The sequence below is a fragment of the Phaeodactylibacter sp. genome, from assembly GCF_022763345.1.
Classification (GTDB): Bacteria; Bacteroidota; Bacteroidia; order Chitinophagales; family Saprospiraceae; genus Phaeodactylibacter.
Window position 1 is genome coordinate 173,593 of the sequence record NZ_JALEGS010000049.1, and the last position, 19,660, is coordinate 193,252.

The 19,660-nt window shown below is 51.6% G+C and carries 15 protein-coding genes; 8 read left to right on the top strand and 7 right to left on the bottom strand.

Annotation, left to right across the window (positions count from 1 at the left end; all coding sequences use genetic code 11):
• Positions 1 to 97 precede the first annotated feature (97 nt).
• Together MRY86_RS13370 and MRY86_RS13375 are read left to right on the top strand one after the other, a co-directional pair.
• Positions 98 to 790: a porin family protein gene (locus MRY86_RS13370; protein WP_293564974.1), complete on the top strand. Its 693-nt coding sequence runs from the start codon at positions 98 to 100 to the stop codon at positions 788 to 790.
• Between the two features lie 326 nt (positions 791 to 1,116).
• Positions 1,117 to 1,479 (top strand): hypothetical protein, encoded by a 363-nt coding sequence (locus MRY86_RS13375; protein ID WP_293564973.1) that lies wholly within the window; start codon positions 1,117 to 1,119, stop codon positions 1,477 to 1,479.
• A gap of 611 nt (positions 1,480 to 2,090) precedes the next feature.
• Here the strand turns inward: MRY86_RS13375 and MRY86_RS13380 are convergent.
• From MRY86_RS13380 to MRY86_RS13390, 3 genes are all read right to left on the bottom strand, one after another.
• A complete protein-coding gene (locus tag MRY86_RS13380) occupies positions 2,091 to 3,647 on the bottom strand; it encodes a T9SS type A sorting domain-containing protein (RefSeq protein WP_293564971.1) in 1,557 nt (518 codons plus the stop codon).
• Positions 3,648 to 3,749: 102 nt separating this feature from the next.
• Positions 3,750 to 4,037 (bottom strand): T9SS type A sorting domain-containing protein, encoded by a 288-nt coding sequence (locus MRY86_RS13385; RefSeq protein WP_293564969.1) that lies wholly within the window; start codon positions 4,035 to 4,037, stop codon positions 3,750 to 3,752.
• Between the two features lie 329 nt (positions 4,038 to 4,366).
• Positions 4,367 to 5,116 carry a hypothetical protein gene (locus MRY86_RS13390; RefSeq protein WP_293564967.1) on the bottom strand — a complete coding sequence of 250 codons (750 nt, stop codon included), beginning with the start codon at positions 5,114 to 5,116 and terminating at the stop codon, positions 4,367 to 4,369.
• 154 nt (positions 5,117 to 5,270) lie between these two features.
• Here MRY86_RS13390 and MRY86_RS13395 point away from each other — a divergent pair, with 154 nt between their 5' ends.
• Positions 5,271 to 6,476 carry a Pycsar system effector family protein gene (locus MRY86_RS13395; RefSeq protein WP_293564965.1) on the top strand — a complete coding sequence of 402 codons (1,206 nt, stop codon included), beginning with the start codon at positions 5,271 to 5,273 and terminating at the stop codon, positions 6,474 to 6,476.
• Here the strand turns inward: MRY86_RS13395 and MRY86_RS13400 are convergent.
• Entirely contained in the window at positions 6,469 to 7,512 is a 1,044-nt protein-coding gene (locus MRY86_RS13400; RefSeq protein WP_293571548.1) for a DUF6268 family outer membrane beta-barrel protein, read from the bottom strand. The genes MRY86_RS13395 and MRY86_RS13400 overlap by 8 nt on opposite strands.
• Positions 7,513 to 7,707: 195 nt before the next feature.
• Entirely contained in the window at positions 7,708 to 10,101 is a 2,394-nt protein-coding gene (locus MRY86_RS13405) for a hypothetical protein (protein ID WP_293564961.1), read from the bottom strand.
• A 247-nt stretch (positions 10,102 to 10,348) separates the two neighbouring features.
• Here MRY86_RS13405 and MRY86_RS13410 point away from each other — a divergent pair, with 247 nt between their 5' ends.
• The 5 genes from MRY86_RS13410 (at position 10,349) to MRY86_RS13430 (ending at position 17,543) form a co-directional block, all read left to right on the top strand.
• Complete coding sequence (locus MRY86_RS13410; RefSeq protein WP_293564959.1) at positions 10,349 to 11,971, top strand: T9SS type A sorting domain-containing protein; 1,623 nt, start codon at positions 10,349 to 10,351, stop codon at positions 11,969 to 11,971.
• A 99-nt stretch (positions 11,972 to 12,070) separates the two neighbouring features.
• Entirely contained in the window at positions 12,071 to 14,962 is a 2,892-nt protein-coding gene (locus MRY86_RS13415; RefSeq protein ID WP_293564957.1) for a TonB-dependent receptor, read from the top strand.
• A gap of 65 nt (positions 14,963 to 15,027) precedes the next feature.
• Positions 15,028 to 16,080 (top strand): phytase, encoded by a 1,053-nt coding sequence (locus MRY86_RS13420; RefSeq protein ID WP_293564955.1) that lies wholly within the window; start codon positions 15,028 to 15,030, stop codon positions 16,078 to 16,080.
• Between the two features lie 114 nt (positions 16,081 to 16,194).
• Positions 16,195 to 16,389, top strand: coding sequence for a hypothetical protein (locus MRY86_RS13425; protein WP_293564953.1), 195 nt, complete (start codon positions 16,195 to 16,197; stop codon positions 16,387 to 16,389).
• Positions 16,390 to 16,391: 2 nt separating this feature from the next.
• Positions 16,392 to 17,543: a DUF692 family multinuclear iron-containing protein gene (locus MRY86_RS13430; protein WP_293564951.1), complete on the top strand. Its 1,152-nt coding sequence runs from the start codon at positions 16,392 to 16,394 to the stop codon at positions 17,541 to 17,543.
• Here MRY86_RS13430 and MRY86_RS13435 read toward each other — a convergent pair.
• A complete protein-coding gene (locus MRY86_RS13435; RefSeq protein ID WP_293564949.1) occupies positions 17,503 to 18,552 on the bottom strand; it encodes an NAD-dependent epimerase/dehydratase family protein in 1,050 nt (349 codons plus the stop codon). The genes MRY86_RS13430 and MRY86_RS13435 overlap by 41 nt on opposite strands.
• On the bottom strand, positions 18,553 to 19,641 hold the full coding sequence (locus tag MRY86_RS13440) for an anhydro-N-acetylmuramic acid kinase (RefSeq protein WP_293564947.1): 1,089 nt from the start codon (positions 19,639 to 19,641) through the stop codon (positions 18,553 to 18,555).
• Positions 19,642 to 19,660 lie beyond the last annotated feature (19 nt).

Consider the following 19,660-nt stretch of genomic DNA (forward strand, 5'->3'; position numbering starts at 1 on the left):
TATGTACCGCCCGGTGCGTGAAAGCTTGTACCTGCCCGTACAGTAAGGTCGAGGCTTTACTGCATTCAGGCGTTGAACCTTCAGACACTGCCTTGCTATGACGTCCTCACTAAAGTTGATTCCATTGTTGTGCCTTTTTCTCTTTGTGCTGCCGCAGGATGCTGACGCGCAGCGCCGGGGCAAACGAATCAAGCAGCGTTTTCGAGCTTCCCTCCTGGCAGGTTTTAACCTTTCCCAAATGGACGGGGATAATTATAATGGTTTCGACAAGTTCAATCCGCAGTTTGGTATAGGGGGCACTGCGGTCATCAACCGGCAGTCAGAGATAGGCATAGAGCTGCTCTACCACAGTAAAGGTGCTCGCACAGAATCAGATCCCAGGCGTGTGATCAACACTAAAGATCGTTCGGTAGACCTTTCTTACGTAGAAGTGCCCATCTACTTTCGGCACAATCGGAGGGAAACTTTCCCCACCGTTTATTTTGAAGGCGGTGGTGCCTTTGCGCGGCTCATTGATGTAAAGATTGATGAGCCAGTGGTTGTACAAGATGGCCTTATCCTCAGCGGATTGGAAAGCGATCTACAGGAAAATGAATTGAGTTTGCTGTTGGGCATTGGTTATCAGTTCACCGAGCACATTGGAGCTCGCTTTCGTTACAGTTTTGCCCTGACACGGGTGTACAGTACGGCAGACCTGAGTGAGGAAGCGGCCTTACAAATTGAGCAGGAACGGGGAGTCATGCAGCTGCGAAACTATTATATCAGCATTGCCGCCTTCTATCGGTTTTAAACGCAATTGCTGGCGGCGCGTATAAGTTGTTGATTTACAGTCTGTTTTCCGACCTATCTTGATTGTAGCCAAATAATATTCGCTGGTATAGAAAAAGGGCTGTATTGATCGAATATTCCCGCCCGTTTATAGAAGGTACCCATTTTCAAAGATCATTTCGTGCAACTTCCTCGTTATATAACCGTCTTTGATAACGAAGACATCAATAAACGATTTAGTTGATAAGCACCCGCTGACCCGGGCCATTTGCCCAGCGGTCAGGTTATGCCTTATTGCCTGATTGTTAGTTTTTTATCCCGATTGTTATACCTAAAATCAGTTTTGTTATGAAAACCTTTCGCATTGTTTTTTCCGCCCTTTTGCTTACTGCATTCGTTACGGCTTCCTTTGCTTCTGCGCCCGATAGCGCTACTGCTGCCAAGGACCTGCGCCGCGAGATTTCCAAAATGATCGAAGCGCCAAACCTGGATCAGCTGGGCATGAAGGAAACCTTTGTATTCATTAATTTCAAGGTGAACGAAAATAACGAGATCATTGTCCTCAATGTACTCGGCGTGACCGACGAAATCTGTGAACAGGTAAAGGAGAGTATCAACCACCGCAAAGTAGAAGGCCTTGGCCTGGACAAAGCGCAGGAATACAACCTGCGGGTCAACTTTGTAGCTGAGGGTGCACTCGCCAAACGGTAAACGTTAGTTTTCTTGGTGAAGGTAATGCCGGGTTGGGCCACGCGCTCCGCCCGGCATTATTTGTTGGGCAGTAAGCGCACAGGAAAGCTTTGGCCCGCTGGTGCAGAGCTTAAGCTTTGGTCTTTCCAGGCGCTCTGCCCCAGCTTCGCCCGGCGCACGCTCCGTCCGACGTAGTCGGGTCTTTCGCCGGGCGTACCCTTCCTTGCAGATCAATAGCGCACCGGGTGAATGCCTTGGCTCCGGCATGGGCTTAGTGCACCCGGTGAGCCCTTCAAGGACCGACGAAGCAATTAGAGACGCGAAGTCGTGAAAAGCATAATGCCACAAAACCTTCAGCCCCTTTGCCAACTCTTTCCGCCTACGCTCTTGCAGGTCAAGTTGAGGCCGGCAATGCGCAAAGGCTAAGCCGAGGTTGAAGTCCAGCCAATGGGCCTGATTAAAGAAAGGAATAGCCCGCTATTCCCGCCCTGAAGCCATCGCCAAGCCCTCAACCTTGACCGGAGTCTAAACCCTGGTCATCGCCCGGCAACCATAAAACCCACAGCCCGCCAAAGCCACAGGCAACGGCGGGAAAACACCACAAAACCCTCTTTCCGCTGCGCACAAGGCGGTTACTGAACCACCACCCGTTCCACCCAAGCCTGCCCTTCCGCTTCCACGCGCAGGGCATAAACGCCCGGCGGCAACTCCGGCAACTGCAGTGGTACCTCTGGTTCACAGAGCTGCGCTTCTGACCACACCGGCTGCCCCTGCATATTGTAGAGCGTGAAGTAGCCCGTGCCCGTGGGCGCTGCCCCCGCCCAGGCGACCGTGAGGTGACGGGAGGCGGGGTTGGGGAAGACGGATAGCTCAGGCTGCGCCGGAGATGGCAAAAGCTGACCGGCATGCACCAGGTACTCACAGGAATCCTGCCCGATGCAGCCTTCTGAGTTGGTGCGGACGAGCCAGCAGCTGCGATCACCATCGCCTGTTGCATAACCGCCTGTGACTAAATCACCATTGGGTAATTCCGCAAAGCGCCCGAAGCTACCTGAGGTATAAAAGTTGAAATCTTCAAACGGGGGCAAGTACGAACGGGACCATAGCGTATCGCCCTCCGGAGTAAATTTGAATAGCCAGCCGGCAGTGACGTCCTCTCCCTGTATCTTGGTGTAATGGTCTCCTGACCCAACAATATTGCCATCGGAAACCACTTTGAGTTCCCGGAAATTATTACCGAGGAGCTGACGGAAGGGCCTAAAGATGGTCCTTAACCAGATCGTTTGATAATTACTGTCTAACCGGGCAATGGTTGGCTGTACAATACTGTTCCCATATTGATCTTCACCCTGGTATTGATCGCCATGAACAATGATGTCTCCGTTCTCAAGGACAATCAGCTCCCGTATCCAGCCCATTTCTGGATTAAAACCAGAGGCTCCGCTTTCGATGACTTCCCCATCTGATAAGCGTACTCGCAAAAAAAGATTTTCAAGCCCATCGTCGGGGTTTTGTGACCTTCGTCCAATGCCCATGACAAGAATAGAATCTCCCTGCATGGTACCGTCTATCAGTGTTTCTGACTGGTTAGGTTCGCCATAGTACTTTAACCACATCGTTTCTCCTGTAAAGCTGATTTTCCGCAGGTAGGCGTCCCGGTAGCCATCCAACCGAAGAGCCGTGCCGTACAATAAATATCCATCCTCCACCTCGACGGGTACCTGACAATAAAAATTACTCAAGTTGGTACTGTCCTCGTACTCATAGCGGAATTCCTCCTGCAGCTCGCTATCCAGCTTGACCGCGACTTTATTGCTACGTGAGGATACTACGGTAAACAGATATCCCTCGTCTGAAGTCGGCAGTATTTGTCCATACCACCAAGTGATCCCGAAATTGCTAGTTATAGTATCCACAGTAATGGTATCTGTAAAGAGCTCATGGTTTAGCAATGTACCATCTAAGGTGTACTTTGCTGCTATAGTTCCAAAATGCTTTCGGTTCGTGCCTTCTATTAGCTCTTGGCCTCTTCCAAACCCAATAATGTATGGGCTGTCTACGGCTACATCCCAGAATGAATTTGAATGATAGCCCAAATCCTGCGCCTGATTAAAGGGCTGGGCACCAAGGAAGCCTGGCAAAAATACGCTAAATACTATCATCAGGCGCGATATGATAAGGTTTTTCATTTCTATGGTTTGTGATTGACTAAAGGACCTTTGAAGTGTTCCAGAAGACGGTAAAGGACCGCTTCGCTTTTCAAAAGCAGGCTTGTATTCAACAACAAAGGGTTACTGAATAACCAATAATTGCCGGTGCAGAAGATTGCTATCGGAGGTATAAATCATCACGATATAGACCCCTTGTACCCCTGGCAAGCGAACTTCAGAACGCTGACTAACAAGTGTCCTTTGAAGGATTTGTCGCCCCTGCATATCGTAGAGCTCCAGCTGCCCGGTTGTCAAGTGATCCGGCAGTATTACTGTAAGTAGTTCTCTGGCAGGATTGGGGGAAATGCGTAGTTCAGCTGCCTGTTTCCCCCTTTTAGCCTGTTCTATGGGCGGTTTTATAGTTTGCATATAGGTTTGGAGGTTCCACACTGATAACATCAGATAAATTGGAAACCGCTTGACACCAGGGGTGTAAACATGAGGTCCATTTTTAGCGGTTAGTGAATGACTGGTAAGATACGGAATTAGGAGGATGTATGCAATGTTGAAAAAAGCAAATATATTCACTTTGTTTAACCGGTCAGCCTGTCATCAGCGGTGAGCGTCCTGACGTTCTCAAACAGCCACGCGCTCCGCCCGGCATTATTTGTTGGGCAGCAAGCGCATAGGAAAGCGTTGGCTCGCTGGTGCAGAGCTTAAGCTTTGGTCTTTCCAGGCGCGCTGCCCCAGCTTTCCCATTATTTATGAAGACGAAAAGTTCGCCGGGAAGGACGCCGCAGCGCCTGCCAGATGCTATAGACATGCATGGCCGCACAAAATGGAAAAATGAAGCTCATCAATGGCACAAAGAGGGGATGGGTCAGAAAAGCGCCGTCTGGCATGGTGGCAAATAGCTGGTACGGGCTTTGCGGAAGCGAAACAAGGGCGATAGCCACCAAGTAAAGCAGCGAAAAGAGCCCAAAGGTATTCCAAAGTAGGGTCTCCGGTCTCCGGAACTGCCCCCGGGCGAAGAACACATAGCTGCCCATCAGCGCGCTGATGCCCACCACAATATCGTAATTGAACCACAAGAAGGTCAGCTGAGGCGGCACATACCGCCCTGCGTAGCCCATCCACAGCAGCAAACTGAGGACTATACGAATCCCTTGCACCTTGACGATCCACTGCGGGGGCGTGATGAGAAGGACCTGCCGGAAAAACCGGAAGCCCATCAACAGCAGAAAGAAAACGGAAGGCAGCAGGAAAAGGCTTAGCATGGTGAGTACCGGCTCGGCTGTCCCGTACCGGGCGCTACTGGCCAGCCCGATACTGATCAGTATCCAAATGCTGAGCGACAAAATAACCAGCCGGCCCGCTTTTTTGCGCTGAGCAGGCGGCTGCTTCAAACGGCTCATACCAATGCGCAGCGCAGTATACAAGCTGCCCAGCAATCCGGCGGTCAGCAGCAGCGTTATCAATTGGCCGATAAGAAATAAGGACTGGCTCATATCAGAATATGGTTCCGGAAGATAGGCTTTTGACAGCCGATCAAAAAAGAAACCGGGCAAGGATTTTCAAGACCAGCGTAAATCAAGTATTATTGTAAACTTAGCAGGTATCTCAATTTAGCCTGCTTCATTCACAACCTGAGACTCCTCCTGCATGGACAACAACAAGACAACGTCAGTACTGGAAGCCGCCCGGGCCTATACTCAGGAGCGTTTCCAGTCTGGTCTGACTGCCGACCACCAATACCACAATCAGGGGCATACCGAACGGGTATGCAAAGCGGTGCTGGACCTGGGGCAGTCAGCAGGGCTTGCAGGGTACCAGTTGGAAATCCTGGAACTCGCTGCCCTTTTCCACGACCTGGGCTTTACGGAAACCTACGAAGGGCACGAAGCGGTGAGCCGGCAACTGGCCGATCAGTTCTTGTCCGGTCAGGCGTATGAAGAGGAGCGCAAAGCGGAGGTGCTCAACCTGATCGATGTAACGTTCCCGCCAAAGGTGCCACAAACGCAGCTCGAAAAAATCATGTGCGATGCTGACCTGAGCAACCTCGGCAGCCCGCATTACTTCGAGTACCTACAGGCTCTTCGCCACGAGTGGAAGACTTTTCTCAACCAGGAGTACACCGATGAAGCCTGGTACAGACTCAACTATAAATTCGTCAAAAACCACCGCTTTTACACCGCTGCGGCTGTAGAAGCCTACGACAAACAATGGAATACCAACCGAAAGCAGTTGAAACAGCTCAGAGATGAGCACCGCAGCCCGGCCCTGGGCAATGATAAACCGGCCAAGCCGGAGCAAGCCAAGCTGGCTGGGGCTATCAGTGATAGCAAAAGTGCGCAGACCATGTTTAAAACCAGCCTGCGCAACCATCTCGACCTTAGCGCGCTTGCGGACAACAAGGCCAACATCATGTTGAGTGTGAATGCGCTGATCGTTACCATCGTTATGCCGCTTGCCAGCTCCTACGTCAGTGAGCATCCTCAATTGGTGATCCCAATGCTGGTGCTTTTAGTGACTTGCCTGACCTCTATGGTATTTGCAACCTTAGCTACCCGGCCCATCAAAATGAGTGGAGAGACCAGCCGGGAAGCCATTTCAAGCGGTACATCGAACCTCTTCTTTTTCGGCAACTTTTTCAAAATGGACTATCCGCAATACGAGTCTGGCATGCTTGAAATTATTTCCGATAATAAAAAACTAGACAGCTCAATTATGCGGGATTTGTACTTTCTCGGGCGCTCGCTTGGGCGAAAGTACCGACTGCTACGGGTATGCTACACCATTTTTATGATTGGTATTATTACCACTGTTCTAGCTTACGGCCTGCTGATCTGGATCAGCTCTGCTACTTGATCATATCCCGTGGCGGAGACAGGAATAAACCTACACGGAAGTAGGGTTGGGGTGAAGTACGGGCGCGGAAATTATAAGTGGCATCAAGGGTGTTGTCAAAGCGGGCCCGCCTTGGGATGAGATAACCTGTTTCAGCGGTAAACCAAATCCAGGAATAAAGCTTTCTGTCATAAGTTGCTTTTAGCGCAATCTCGGCGTGCCGGAAGTAGTAGGGAGTCATACCCTGGGTTTCCGGCTGCAACAAATCAAGGGCGTAAGAACGGCTCTGGTATTCCACACCAAAGAGCAGTAGGTTGGTAGGTGAAAAATTGTAGCGCATCATGATTTGAACCGGTAGTACCGTCTCAATGCCCCATTTTTCGTTAAAAGTTTGATTAAATACGCCAAAGGGAAGAATAGCCGTATTGAAAAAATTGCGCCCGAACATCAGCCCAATGCCCCACTCCAGGTCTTCCCGTTCCTTGAAGCCCACTGCTGCCAGACCACTGTAGGTGGCGTAACGTGGATCGAAATTCATCATCTGCTCGTAATCCCCCCGGTAAGAAGTACGCAAGCGCAGACCACCGTAGACCCGCTCGTTAAATGACTTGGTGATGTAGACAGAATATTTATTGGTACGCAGCGCTTTGCCATTAAGCGATTCGAAAAGCTCCTGATTGAAGTAGCCAATGCGGTCAAAATGGACTGATTCCTGTTGGTATTCATAGCCTGCCAATACTTTCAGGCTGGGCGCATTGACGATAGGAATTTTGATTTTAGCACGAAACTGCTCGATATAGTCGATTTCGCTGGCATTGGCACCCTCTATACCGCCAGCGCGGGGCGCAAGGTTTTGATCTCCTACCATAGTCCGCTCAATGAGCAGCCCGCGGCCGCGAGACTTATTGACCACCCCGGGGCGGCAAAAACCTGTACAATCTTTCGTTAGATCAATGTCTTCCTTCTCAGTAAAGGACAAGGACTGCCCATAAATGCTTTGCCATGGAGCGGCAAAGATCAACATGAGTAACCCTATCAAAGAACGAATTTTGATCATACTAAACCTGTCTGATTTTTCTTTTTGACGGCGGCTCCGGGAATAGTCACTGCAAAATTAGCAAACGAATCAACTTGCAAACTTATTATTTTGTGTTTTGCTTCTTCCCGGCAAAAGCGGTATCTCCTGCTTTATTATCAAAAAAGAATCAGGGGTTAAATGTTCCTTTCGGGGTGTTAAAGTCTGTTACCGCTATTAGTATTTTACGGTAAACCGAAGGGCTCGCAGCCCCTGTACACCCTGTAGTTTACCGATTTTGAGGTCCTCAATTTCTTCGGTAATGTACCCTTCGGAAATGAGGTAGTCCGCATATTCAAGGTACTCTTGCTTATCTTTCTCCTGCAAATAAACAATAGCAACTTTCCCCCCCTGTGTCAGCCGCTCATCTGTACCTTCGATCAGCGCTTTGTCAATGCGCTTCTTCAGTATCTCGTATCGGACATTGTAGGCACCGTCTACGTCAAATTGTTTTTCGTCCATCCGGAAACGGATAGACAGAGGATTGGAGTAAGTAAAGATCAGTTGCGCGGTGGTGAGGGGTACGGGCAGGTCGGCTTGTAAATCTTCCACGAGGCGGGTCACTTCGCACATGTCAATAAACTGCCAGAGCCGGAGATTGCGCAGGTGCATAGGCTTGAACGTGCCGGATTTGAGCAGGGACTGCCCGGCGTAGATGTCGTACTCCACACCATCCGTTTTGTAGCGCTCAAAGTAGTGGGGGACAATCTTTTGGGCTGCCTCCTGCTGATCTTCCAGATAGCGGGCTATAGTGGAATTGATCATGGATACGCTATCCTCGTATTTTCTGCGTTCCTGGTACACAATGCCCAGGTCGGCATCAATGTAGTTGAAATAGTGGCGGACCTTGGCTTGCATGGAAGGGTACCGGCTTCTGATGTCCTCAAGCACCGGGTGTATTTCGTCCTTCAGCCAGGAAACGATCCTGGACTCGTCGTTGGAGTTGAAGTCTTCCAGTACGCCTTTAAGGTTGCGTTCAGCCGCAGTCCGGTATTGGTTGAGCAAAGGGTAGCGGCCCATGCCAATTGCTACATCCAGGAGGTCCAGCAGCAGGTGCAGGTTTTCCGAAAGGTCGGCTTGTATGGCATGGTTCCGCCGGTCAGAGGAGCTTACAATATCCGCCTGTGCATAGAGCGGGTGCACATCCCGGAAGGCAATGGGCGGTGCGGTGGCATTTTTGCCCTCCGCCTCTCGCTTTTCCAGCAAGTTGTAGGAGGTTTCAATAAATTTCCACTCCACGCTCGGGTGGATAGCAGTATATTGCTCCCGGATGATGGCCTCAATCTGATTGTCGATCTCATCCCGGCTGCGTTCCACCGCCATACTAAATAAACTGACCAGCTCCCGGAATTTAAGCTCTACAAAGCTGTGCAGTTCGTAGGGCTTAGGCGAGCCGATTTCGAGCAGGCCGATAATGCGCTCTTTTTTGTTCAGCAAGGGCGCAACGATGATGCTGCGGATGCCCTTTTTGAGCAGGCCCTCTTCGATCGGGGTCTTATCTTTTATCCTTTCCAGGTCTTCTATCAGCACGATTTCCCGGTACTTACAGGCTTTCTCATAGATGGAGCCTGCGTTGTCCTCCGCCAGTAAGTCTGCCTGCTCCTCGGCAAGAAAGTCATATCGGATTTTATACTGATGGGCGACCTGATACTCTTTGGGGTAGTCAATCGCCGTAACGCCCATCTGCAAGCCAGGGATGTCAAAGAAGGTTCGGACAAGGCCTTCCAGCCGGCTGACCTTTTCTTCCTGCACCACAGCATTTCTTTCCAGCAGGGAAAACTTAAGCCTGGACAAGGCCTCTTCCTCCGTGATATCGATCAGCGTACCGATGGTGAAGCCCTGGAACTCGAAGTTTTCCGGGGGCAGGTACTTCATCCAAAGCTCTACATCGTACACATTGCCTAGCAGCTCGTTGATCTGTTCCTGGCTGAGGGGTTTTAGCGGCTTTAGCTTTACTATCCTCATGTAGTCTGTGTCGAGGCGGGTTTTGTAATGCCGCTCCATGCCCGTCTCCGGGTTGGAAATAGAGATCGACAGGGGCGATCCGATTTTTAGATCGGTACCGTAGTAGGTATTCAGGATGAAGCTGCAGGCGCTGATCACCATAGAGCAGAAGGTGAAGCCTGGCTTGTGGTTGATGACATACTTGAAATTTTTAGCCCGGATGTGCTCCTCCAGGGCTGGCGTCATGTATATCGGTGCCATTTCGAAGGGCGCCGACACCTTGATCAGCTGATTTCGGCGCAGGGCAGGAGGGATGACCATCAGCATGAGCAAGTCGATAATATCCTTATGTTTTCCCAGCTGTCTGCGGTCTTCAATGGGCTGCCATAACTCCGGCGCATCCTTCAGGCGGTCCATCACGAACTGCCCTACCCCTGACTCTACCGGGTTGTCGCTTTCTGCCTTCTCTTTGATCATCTCCAGCAAAGGAGCCAGGCTGAGCTTGAACCGGAAAGGCATTTCCCCGATATCGAGTTGCTCCAGCACATTCCATTCTTCATCTACAACGGCCTGCCGGGCGTGTGGCTGTGTCTTCGGGGGCTTCACAGGTAAGTCGATTTCTTCCATAGTATGCAATGCTTATTCTCCTAGTAAACGTACCACAGGAGGCTTTGGATGTGGAAAGTAGAGAAACGGGGTGTTTTTCCCGATTGAGGTCGCTTGTGGGACTACAAGGAAGCGTCCTGGTTTAACGATGGGTTTACAATCTTAATATTGGAGTGCGGATAAATTAAGGTTTAATTAAAGTCTCTGATTGTCAGCGGGTTGCAGGTGGTTGGTAACTTGCGTTTTTTCGGAAATCAATTCTAAACAAATGAAGAACATTACACTTACACTCACGACTCTTATGGTGCTTGCATTGCAGTCTGTCAATGCACAAAGCTTGGAGTTTTCCCGCTATATCATGGCGACTGACACCATCACAGATGAAGGCGTAACCTTCGCTGCTTCTTCTGATGATGCAGAACAGGAGAACGATGCCATTGATGCGCTGTTTGATGACGATATTGATGCGGGTTGGGAAGGCGCACCTGAAGACTTTAATATTCTATCCTGCGGTCTCCGTTTCCGCGATATTTGCATCCCGAAAGGAGCTCGTATTGACTCTGCCTTTATCGTGGTTTATTCACACGAAGCGAAGACTGCCGAAGACGTGGCGGAACTCACTATCTACGGCAATGATGTTGATGATGCCGAAACCTTCACCGAGGATGCCCTCATCACCGACCGTACTTACACTCAGGAACGCGTAGAATGGACCGTAGCTGAGGAATGGGGCCTGTGGACTGAAGAGCGTACGCCGGACCTTTCCAATATCGTTCAGGAAATCATTGACCGGGACGGCTGGAACTTTGGCAATTCCCTCGCCTTTATCATCGAGGGGGAAAATCAGGGCCCAAGCGAAGTGGAGAATGCCCGCGAATTTGAATCTTTTGAGAATATTGCTGACCCTGAAGATGGAGGCGATGGCCAAAACAAGCCGGAGCGTATACCGCAACTGTTCATTTATTACACTGTAGAATCCGCAGAACTGCAAATCCCCATCGTAGCTACAGACACGATCACCGATGAAGGCGTAACCTTTGCCGCCTCCTCCGATGATGCCGAGCAGGAAAACGATGCCATTGATGCCTTGTTTGACGATGACATTGATGCCGGCTGGGAAGGAGCGCCCGAAGACTTCAACGTCCTCTCTTGTGGCCTGCGTTTCCAAAACCTGTGCATCCCCAAAGGTGCCCGTATCGATTCTGCTTTCATTGAAGTCCACTCTCATGAGGCAAAGACTGCTGAAGATGTGGCGGAGCTGACCATCTATGGCAATGACGTGGACCATGCTGAAACCTTCACTGAAGACGCCCTCATCACAGACCGTACCTACACCAATGCCGTGGTCGAATGGACCGTGGCAGAAGAGTGGGGGCTGTGGACTAAGCACCGCACGCCGGATTTATCCAGCATTGTGCAGGAACTTGTAGACCGGGATGGTTGGGATGCTGGAAATGCGATTGCATTCATTATCGAGGGCCGAAACCAGGGCGCAAGCGAGGTAGAAAATGCCCGTGAATTTGAATCCTACGAAAACATCGCCGATCCAGAAGACGGGGGCGACGGTCAAAATAAGCCGGAGCGCGTTCCACGCCTATATGTATACTACTCTTCTCCTAATGTAACATCAGTCCGGGAAGTGTTTACACCTACTGTTGAGCCACTCAAAGTCTTCCCCAACCCTGCAACCGAGATGGTTACCGTAGAATTGGACACAGACGAACCATCGGTTATCCTGTTGTTCAACAGCAACGGGCAGCTGATGCGTCAGCACCAAAGTGATTGGGGGCAGCAGCAGCAAATTGACATCGCTGGTTTTGCCAAAGGCATGTATTACCTGCAGGCTCGTCAGAATGGCAAGCTGTATGCGCAAAAGTTAATCATCGAGTAAGCATTTTCCGGGAGTAGCCTTTGGGTTATCCTGCTTTCCCGCCTGTAGAACCGGCTTTTAGCCGGCTCTACAGGCATTGCTGTTTAAATCTATATCCTCATGCGGACACTCATATTTAAAGCATTGCCGGTCGCGCTCTGCCTGCTCTTTAGCGCAGCCCAACTACAGGCACAACTGAGCATATCAGGCCGGGTTATTGATGCCAGCAACGGCGAACCCCTCGTCGGTGCAAGTGTAGCGGTAGAAAATACCTCCCTGGGCGAAAACACGGATTCCAACGGCCGTTTTTCCATCAAAAATATCGAAAACGCGGATGCCAGGATTGTTGTCACCTACATAGGTTATGAGCCTCAAACCTTATCCCCCAATTTTGTCTCAGGCAAACCCGTCAACATTCGCCTTAAGCCTTCCTCGGTAGAACTGGATGAAGTAGTCGTTACCGGCATCGTGGAAGGGCAAATCCGCGCAATGGTTGAAATGAAGCAGGCGGAAAATATCAAAAACATCGTTACGGCCGAGCAGATCGTGACGTTTCCAGACCTCAATGCTGCCGAAGTCATGCAACGCATTCCAGGCATCACCCTGCAGCGGGATCAGGGCGAAGGGCGCTTTGTTCAACTCCGCGGCACGCCGCCTGAATTGACCAACTTCAATATCAACGGAGAGCAGGTCCCCTCTCCCGAAGGCAGCTACCGCTATGTAGGCATGGACATCATTCCTTCCGATCAGATCGAAGCGGTGGAAGTTACCAAAGTGATGACGCCCGATATGGACGCTGATGGGATAGGCGGTTCGGTCAATATCAAAACCAAAGGCCCACAGGGTGGTAAGCCTCAAATCCGTGCCACCCTGGCCAGCGGCTACAACAACCTGCGGGAAACGCCCAACTACAATATGCAGTTTTCCTATGGGCAGCGTTACGAAAAACTGGGCTTTCAGGTTACCGGCAGCTTTTTTGAGAATAACCAGGGCTCCGACAATATCGAGTATAAGTTTGCCAAAGGGCCATTCTTCAATGACGATGATCAGCAGGAAGGACAGGACAACTTCTTTGTGCACTACCGAGAGGCACAGCTGCGCCATTATGACATCAAGCGGACCCGGATTAGTGTGGCGCCTACCCTCGATTACAAGTTTAGCGAGGACTCGAAGTTGTACCTGCAAGCCATGTACAACAGCTTCACAGATAATGAGACCCGCCGCAGGCTGATTTATGACCTGGAAGACCCCCTAAATGCCAATTATTTTCTGTTTGGGGGCATTGACCATGATGTTCGGGACCGCATCAAGCAGCAACAGCTGAGTACCATCGCCCTGGGCGGTGAGCATAAAATTGGCCGGGTGACCATAGACTACCAGATGTTTTACGCCCGGGCCAGTGAGCGGGAGCCCAATCGCCTGGAAGCCCGCTTTGAGAGCCCCGGGCAGGCCATCACGATTGATTTCGATGTATCCGATCCGGACTACCCGCGTGCGACTTATCCCAACGAGACGAATGCCGCCAATGCAACCGACTACGAAAACTTCGAGCTGGATGAAATGCTGCTGGAAAATACAAATACCCGGGAAGACCTGTATACCCCAAGGGTGAATGTCACCATTCCTTATGAATTCAACAACGGGCAAGAGGGCTATTTTAAGTTCGGAGGCAAGATACGTTCCCGGGTAAAAACACAGGATATTCGCAGTCAAACCTTTGGAGCTTACCGGGAAGAATCGATTCTTTACCCCGGCACAGGTGATCCATTGAATTTGGTGACAATAGCCGATGACTTCTATGAGGACAATCTGCTCGATCAGGGCTATGTACTGCAAAATATGCCCTCGGCGGACAAGCTTCGGGACTTTTATGAGTTTTTCCCGCAATACTTCATCTTCAGCCGCAATGAGACCCGGAAAAATTCCTACAATCAGGATTACGAATACGCTGAGGATATCTACGCGGCCTACGGTATGCTCCGCCATGATATTGGGCGGCTGATGATCCTGGGCGGCCTGCGTTTTGAGCGTACAGATGTGACCCGCAACCGTGGTTTTGGGGTCATTCTGGACGGTAATCGGTTTATCGGGGTGGATACCATTGACAACCGTCGGGTCCAGGAGTTTTGGCTGCCTCAAATTCAGTTGAAGTACGGGCTTACGCCAAATGTCAACCTTCGCGCGGCTCTCACTTATACCTACTCAAGGCCTAACTACGTAGACGTTATTCCTTCCCGCGAGGAAGACCGCAACGAGGTCAGCATTGGTAACCCTGACCTCAACTTCCCACGCTCTACCAACGTCGACCTGATGATTGAGCGTTATTACCGCTCCAGTATATTCTCCGGTGGGTTATTCTACAAGCGCATTGATGATTTCGTCTTTTCCTACAAACGGTTTGGCCGTGAAGGTGCGCCCGGCTCTGGTAACTTCCCGGTTTTTGAATTTACCAAGCCCCTCAATGGGCAGGATGCGGATGTGCTGGGAGCAGAGTTCCAGGCACAGTTCAAATTTGATTTCTTCAGTGGCTTTTTCAGCAATTTTGGACTGTTTACCAATTATACTTACACCTATTCCCGTGCTTACCTGCCCCGCCGGGTGCCTGCCAATTATGCAGAAGCCATTATTATTGATCCGCTGGAGGATGACCTGAGCGATTTCTTTACGGAGGAAGACCGGGAAGAGATCGAACTGCCCGGGCAAGCGGCGCACACGGCCAATGTTGCGCTGTTCTATGATTCCCCAAAATTCTTTGCTCGCCTGACGGCCAACTATCAGGATGATTTTCTCGTGGAAATCGGGCCGGACCCCGACCTCGACGAATATTACGACGAAGCCTTGCGCCTCGATTTAACCATGAACTACCAGATGAATGATAAGCTGACTTTCTTCGCAGATTGGATCAACATCACCAATGAGCCCCTTCGCTTCTACCTGGGCACCCCTGATGTCATCAAGCAGCAGGAGTTTTATTCCTGGTGGATGCGCGCGGGTCTTCGGATTAGTTTATAAATAATCATTTGTGCTCTGGAAAGGGTCAAATGATGGGGACAGCCTCCCCGCTAAATAAGATGAACATGAAAAACCTACGCTACCTATTCTTGCTTTTTTGGGTGACTGCTTGCCAAGCTCCGACAGAGGAGGCACAATACAAAACCCATGAAAAAATCGTGCCCACTCTGAAGACTGAGCCGGTACAATTTGACACAGACGACCCCGCCATCTGGTACAATTCCGACGACCCTGCCCAAAGCCTGGTGCTGGGTACAGACAAGGAAATCGGCGGTGGTTTGTATGTTTTTGATCTCAAAGGGCGTATTATCGACAGCCTGACCGTTCGAGGGCTGTCCTATCCAAATAATGTTGACGTAGAATACGATGTTGCTCTTAGCGATTCTATGACCACAGATATCGCAGTGACCGTTGAACGGCCTCTTGGACTGGTCCGGATTTTTAGCGTTCCGGAGCTGCAACCGTTGGATGGGGGCGGGATACCTGTCTTTGAAATGGAATCCGACTCTCTAATGCGCCTGCCAATGGGCGTGGCGTTGTACAAAAAGCCGGATACTGGCGAGGTTCACCTGATTGTCAGCCGTAAGCAAGGGCCTACGGATGGGAATTATCTGGCCCAGTATGCGATCCTGCCAGGCGATTCCAATCAGCTGAAGCTAGAGCTGCTGCGCCAGTTTGGGCAGTTCTCCGGTGGCGAAAGCGAAATTGAGGCCATCATGGTGGACGATGCCCTGGGATATGTCTACTACTCTGACGAGATGAAGGGGGTCCGAAAGTATTATGCCGACCCGGCTATGGGAGAGGAAGAACTGGCTTTATTCGGTACCGAAGACTTTAAGGAAGACCGGGAGGGTATCGCTCTTTGGCCCACCTCAGATTCCACAGGGTATATCGTGGTTTCCAATCAGCAGGACCTAAGCTTTAACGTTTACCCCCGAAACCCGGAAAATCATGCCCATCAGCTGCTGACGAATTGGAAACTATCGACTGTAGAAACGGATGGATGTGAATTGCTGGCTAAGCCCCTGGGGCCGGATTTCCCGAACGGGGTCTTCGTTGCGATGTCTGAAGACACGACTTTTCATTATTACGATTTGAGAAAACTGGTTGTGGAATAATTTGCGCGCTTACCCAACCCTTTTGCCAATCCCCTACATCTGTACCCCCGGAAGCCTGCCACAGCAGGTCGTTCCCCTGAAATCACCTGACTTAATTTTAAAAACCTTTTGACTATGAAAGTATCCAAATCACTGCTTCAAGCCATCGCGCTGGGGGTTGCCCTGGGCGGCAGCGCCACATCCTGCACGCTACTTGATAACTCCGATGAGGTCAAGCCCGACACCGAAAAGGCAGCCGAAGATGACCGCTGCCCAACGGATGACAGCGATAAGCCCTGGTACAATTGCCCGGCTTGCGGAATGGGCTAAGCATGGAGCATTCCGGTTTACAGCGCCCACGCGCTACCCTCGCTTGTAATTTAGACACCAACCTGCTGCGGGCCGCTCACCCTTTGCTCGCAGCAGGGCAGGTGGAGGCATTGGAGTGGTCCTTCGATGCCCTTTTCCAGTTTCCGGAAATCCCGGACTGGTTTACCGCTCTCATCCAAGCCTACAGTGAGGAGGGACGGCTCGTAGGCCATGGGGTCTTTTTCTCGCTCTTTTCCGGACGGTGGAGTGCGGAGCAGCAGCAATGGCTCGACCGGCTCAAGGCACTTTCAGAAGTGTATCGTTTTGACCATGTGACGGAGCACTTTGGCTTTATGACCGGTGCTGATTTTCACAAGGGGGCACCCCTGGGTATACCTTTCACACCCCAAACGCTGCAGCTTGGCCGGGACCGTCTTAAGCGCATTAGTGCAGCAGCTGGCTGTCCGGTGGGGTTGGAAAACCTTGCTTTTGCCTATACGCTCGATGAAGTGAAGCGCCACGGTGACTTTCTGGAGCAATTGCTGGAACCAATCAATGGTTTTATCATTTTGGATCTCCATAATCTGTACTGCCAGCTCCACAATTTCCGTCAATCGGCAGAGGAACTGCTCCGGCTGATGCCCCTGCACCGGGTACGGGAAATACACCTCTCCGGTGGCAGCTGGGAACCGGCAGCAACGGCGGGCAATCGCCAAATCCGGCGGGATACCCACGATGAATCGGTGCCTCAGGCGGTATTTGATTTGTTGGAAAAAGCCCTGCCGAAGTGCCCGAATTTGAAGTATGTCGTTCTGGAGCAACTAGGAGGGGCACTGGAAACACCGGAACAGCAGCAGGCTTTTCAAGCAGACTTTCGCACCATGCACCGCATACTGAAAGGCCATAACCATATGACGGGAAAGCCTGCCCCGCTTAACGATTTCCAGGCACCAGCTTTCACCCTGTCGGCTACGCCCCGGTCTGACGAAACCCTGCACCAACAGCAGCAGGCCTTATCTGAAATATTGGAAAATGCAGAAAACCTGAGGGATGCCCGCACTCAATTGTCTGCTTCCCCCCTGGCGGATACCGCCTGGAAGGTCGAACATTGGGAAGACGATATGCTGGAAACCGCTAGGCGGATTGCTCAGAAATGGAAGGGCGGTTGGGGTTAAGGCGAACGGCTTTTTCCCCCTCGGCCTGCCGGTAAGCTTCGGCTGTCTCCCGGATAGTCTGAGCGATGGGCGTGTACGCAAAATCGAAGGGCTGCAGCGATTTCTGGTTGTCGTAGTAGAACACCCAGCTCGAATTGCGGGCGGTCTCCCGGGTGAGGAAAGGGCGCTTGCCGGTCAGTTTAGCTTGCAGCCAGGCCAGCCGCCAGGATAAACCGCGCAGTATTTTTCCGACCTTATACTTAGGCGGCTTGACGCCTAGCGCTTCTGCCACTTCCGTAAGCAACTGCTTATAAGGGTAGTGCTCCGCATTGAGGATGAAGCGCTCGTTTTTGATGTTGCTTTCCATCAGCCGGACCATATACCAGGCGACATCGCGTACGTCCACCAGGCCAGTCATGCCAACAGGATAAAAAGGGAAGCCTTTGTCGATCATAGAGAAGAAATGCGCCGGGCCACTATGCCAAAAACCACTGCCCAGTACAATGGAAGGATTGACCACCGCAATATCCAGCCCTTCGGCAAAGCCGCGCCACACCTCCATCTCACCCTGATATTTGCTAACGGCGTATCGGGTGTTGAAGGGGCTGCGCTCCCACTTGGCGGTTTCGGTGATGGTAATGCCCTGCTTGGTCCGGCCCAGGGCTGCGACAGAACTTACGTACAGCAATTTTTTAATTCCCAACTTAAGCGCAGTATTCACTACGTTAGCCGTGCCGGTAATGTTGACCGTGCGCAGGTGCCGGGCGTCAGCAGGATCAAAGGAGACGACGGCCGCACAGTGAAAAACATAGTCACAGCCCTCCATTGCTTGTTCCAGCGCGAAAATATCCAGGATATCGCCGTCAACCCACTCTACCTTCGCAGCCAGATCAGCCACCAGGTCCATCGGGCTGCCTGGCCGGCGGAAGGCCCGGATACGGTCAAAGCCATCCATCAGGAGCTGTTGCAGCAGATGAGAACCGATAAACCCGGTTGCACCGGTGATGAGTATGGAGTTGTTTTTATCCATTTAGCGGTTATGCGTTTTGGGCGGTGTATGCAGCCCGCCACCGCAGCTTGGTGCAGTGCTGCCAGTAGCTGTAGGCAGGGTGTTGGGCAGCTCCTCAAGGCGTAGGGCACCCATGAGGGCCATCAAAATGGCTTCTTTGTATTCGATAATTAGGGGTGAAGGCACTTCTACAGCTAAGGAACGGTTTTTTTCGCACTTCGCGCGGATGCACTCCACCAGAAACGTGTTGAACGCCCCCCCGCCGGTAAGCAGCATGGCATGAGGCTCGGGTTGCAGTTTGGCCTTTTGCGCTATAGCGCTGATGCTATCGTCAACACTTTGGGCAATTTGCCAGCAGGCCGTGTGCAGCCGGTCTGCCACAGAAGCCGGGTAATCCATGTAGAGGGGGAGCAGTTGTTCCTGTACCCAGTCATTGCCCAGCGATTTTGGAAAGTCAGCCTGATGATAAGGCAAAGCCATCGCTTGTTCCAGCAGTTCGGGCAGCAGTTTCCCCGTTCGGGCTATGGCTCCTCCTTTATCGTAGGGCTGCCCGGCTTCCTGTGCCAGGGCATTGAGCACCTGGTTCGCACCGCTGCAATCAAAGGCAACATAACCTTGCTCCGTTCGGGCGCTGATATTGGCAATGCCGCCCAGGTTCAGCATAAAGGTCTGCTCCGGAAACAGGTAGTGGTCCGCAACAGGGGCTATGGGTGCACCCTGTCCACCAAGCGCAACGTCCTGCATGCGGAAGTTGTCGATAGCCGGCCGACCGGTAATCGCTGCAATCGCCGCGCCGTCCCCGATTTGTGTGGAAACGCCTGATTCCGGGAAGTGAAAAATTGTGTGCCCGTGGGAAGCGATGGCATCAGCATCTACCGTCTGTACCTCCAGAAAAGCCTTCGATTGCTCTCCCAGAAACTGCCCGAACTGGGCGTGGGCTACCGCCAACTCCCGGGCACTGCCGGAGGGAAGCGCACGGAGCCGTCGAACCCAGTCTTCCGGAAAAGGGCGGGCTTCACATGCGAGAGTTTCCCAATGCTGAAGTGACTGACCATTGAACTCAAAAGTGCAAAGCGCCATATCCAGCCCATCCAAAGCGCTACCGGACATTATGCCGAGTATGGTGTGC

What these genes read in the sequence shown, in the direction of transcription:
- MRY86_RS13385 (WP_293564969.1), bottom strand. Translation starts at nt 4,037, where the DNA reads ATGCAAACTATAAAACCGCCCATAGAACAGGCTAAAAGGGGGAAACAG.
- MRY86_RS13405 (WP_293564961.1), bottom strand. Translation starts at nt 10,101, where the DNA reads ATGGAAGAAATCGACTTACCTGTGAAGCCCCCGAAGACACAGCCACAC.
- MRY86_RS13380 (WP_293564971.1), bottom strand. Translation starts at nt 3,647, where the DNA reads ATGAAAAACCTTATCATATCGCGCCTGATGATAGTATTTAGCGTATTT.
- MRY86_RS13435 (WP_293564949.1), bottom strand. Translation starts at nt 18,552, where the DNA reads ATGGATAAAAACAACTCCATACTCATCACCGGTGCAACCGGGTTTATC.
- MRY86_RS13440 (WP_293564947.1), bottom strand. Translation starts at nt 19,641, where the DNA reads ATGTCCGGTAGCGCTTTGGATGGGCTGGATATGGCGCTTTGCACTTTT.
- MRY86_RS13415 (WP_293564957.1), top strand. Translation starts at nt 12,071, where the DNA reads ATGCGGACACTCATATTTAAAGCATTGCCGGTCGCGCTCTGCCTGCTC.
- MRY86_RS13420 (WP_293564955.1), top strand. Translation starts at nt 15,028, where the DNA reads ATGAAAAACCTACGCTACCTATTCTTGCTTTTTTGGGTGACTGCTTGC.
- MRY86_RS13430 (WP_293564951.1), top strand. Translation starts at nt 16,392, where the DNA reads ATGGAGCATTCCGGTTTACAGCGCCCACGCGCTACCCTCGCTTGTAAT.
- MRY86_RS13375 (WP_293564973.1), top strand. Translation starts at nt 1,117, where the DNA reads ATGAAAACCTTTCGCATTGTTTTTTCCGCCCTTTTGCTTACTGCATTC.
- MRY86_RS13400 (WP_293571548.1), bottom strand. Translation starts at nt 7,512, where the DNA reads ATGATCAAAATTCGTTCTTTGATAGGGTTACTCATGTTGATCTTTGCC.
- MRY86_RS13370 (WP_293564974.1), top strand. Translation starts at nt 98, where the DNA reads ATGACGTCCTCACTAAAGTTGATTCCATTGTTGTGCCTTTTTCTCTTT.
- MRY86_RS13395 (WP_293564965.1), top strand. Translation starts at nt 5,271, where the DNA reads ATGGACAACAACAAGACAACGTCAGTACTGGAAGCCGCCCGGGCCTAT.
- MRY86_RS13410 (WP_293564959.1), top strand. Translation starts at nt 10,349, where the DNA reads ATGAAGAACATTACACTTACACTCACGACTCTTATGGTGCTTGCATTG.
- MRY86_RS13390 (WP_293564967.1), bottom strand. Translation starts at nt 5,116, where the DNA reads ATGAGCCAGTCCTTATTTCTTATCGGCCAATTGATAACGCTGCTGCTG.
- MRY86_RS13425 (WP_293564953.1), top strand. Translation starts at nt 16,195, where the DNA reads ATGAAAGTATCCAAATCACTGCTTCAAGCCATCGCGCTGGGGGTTGCC.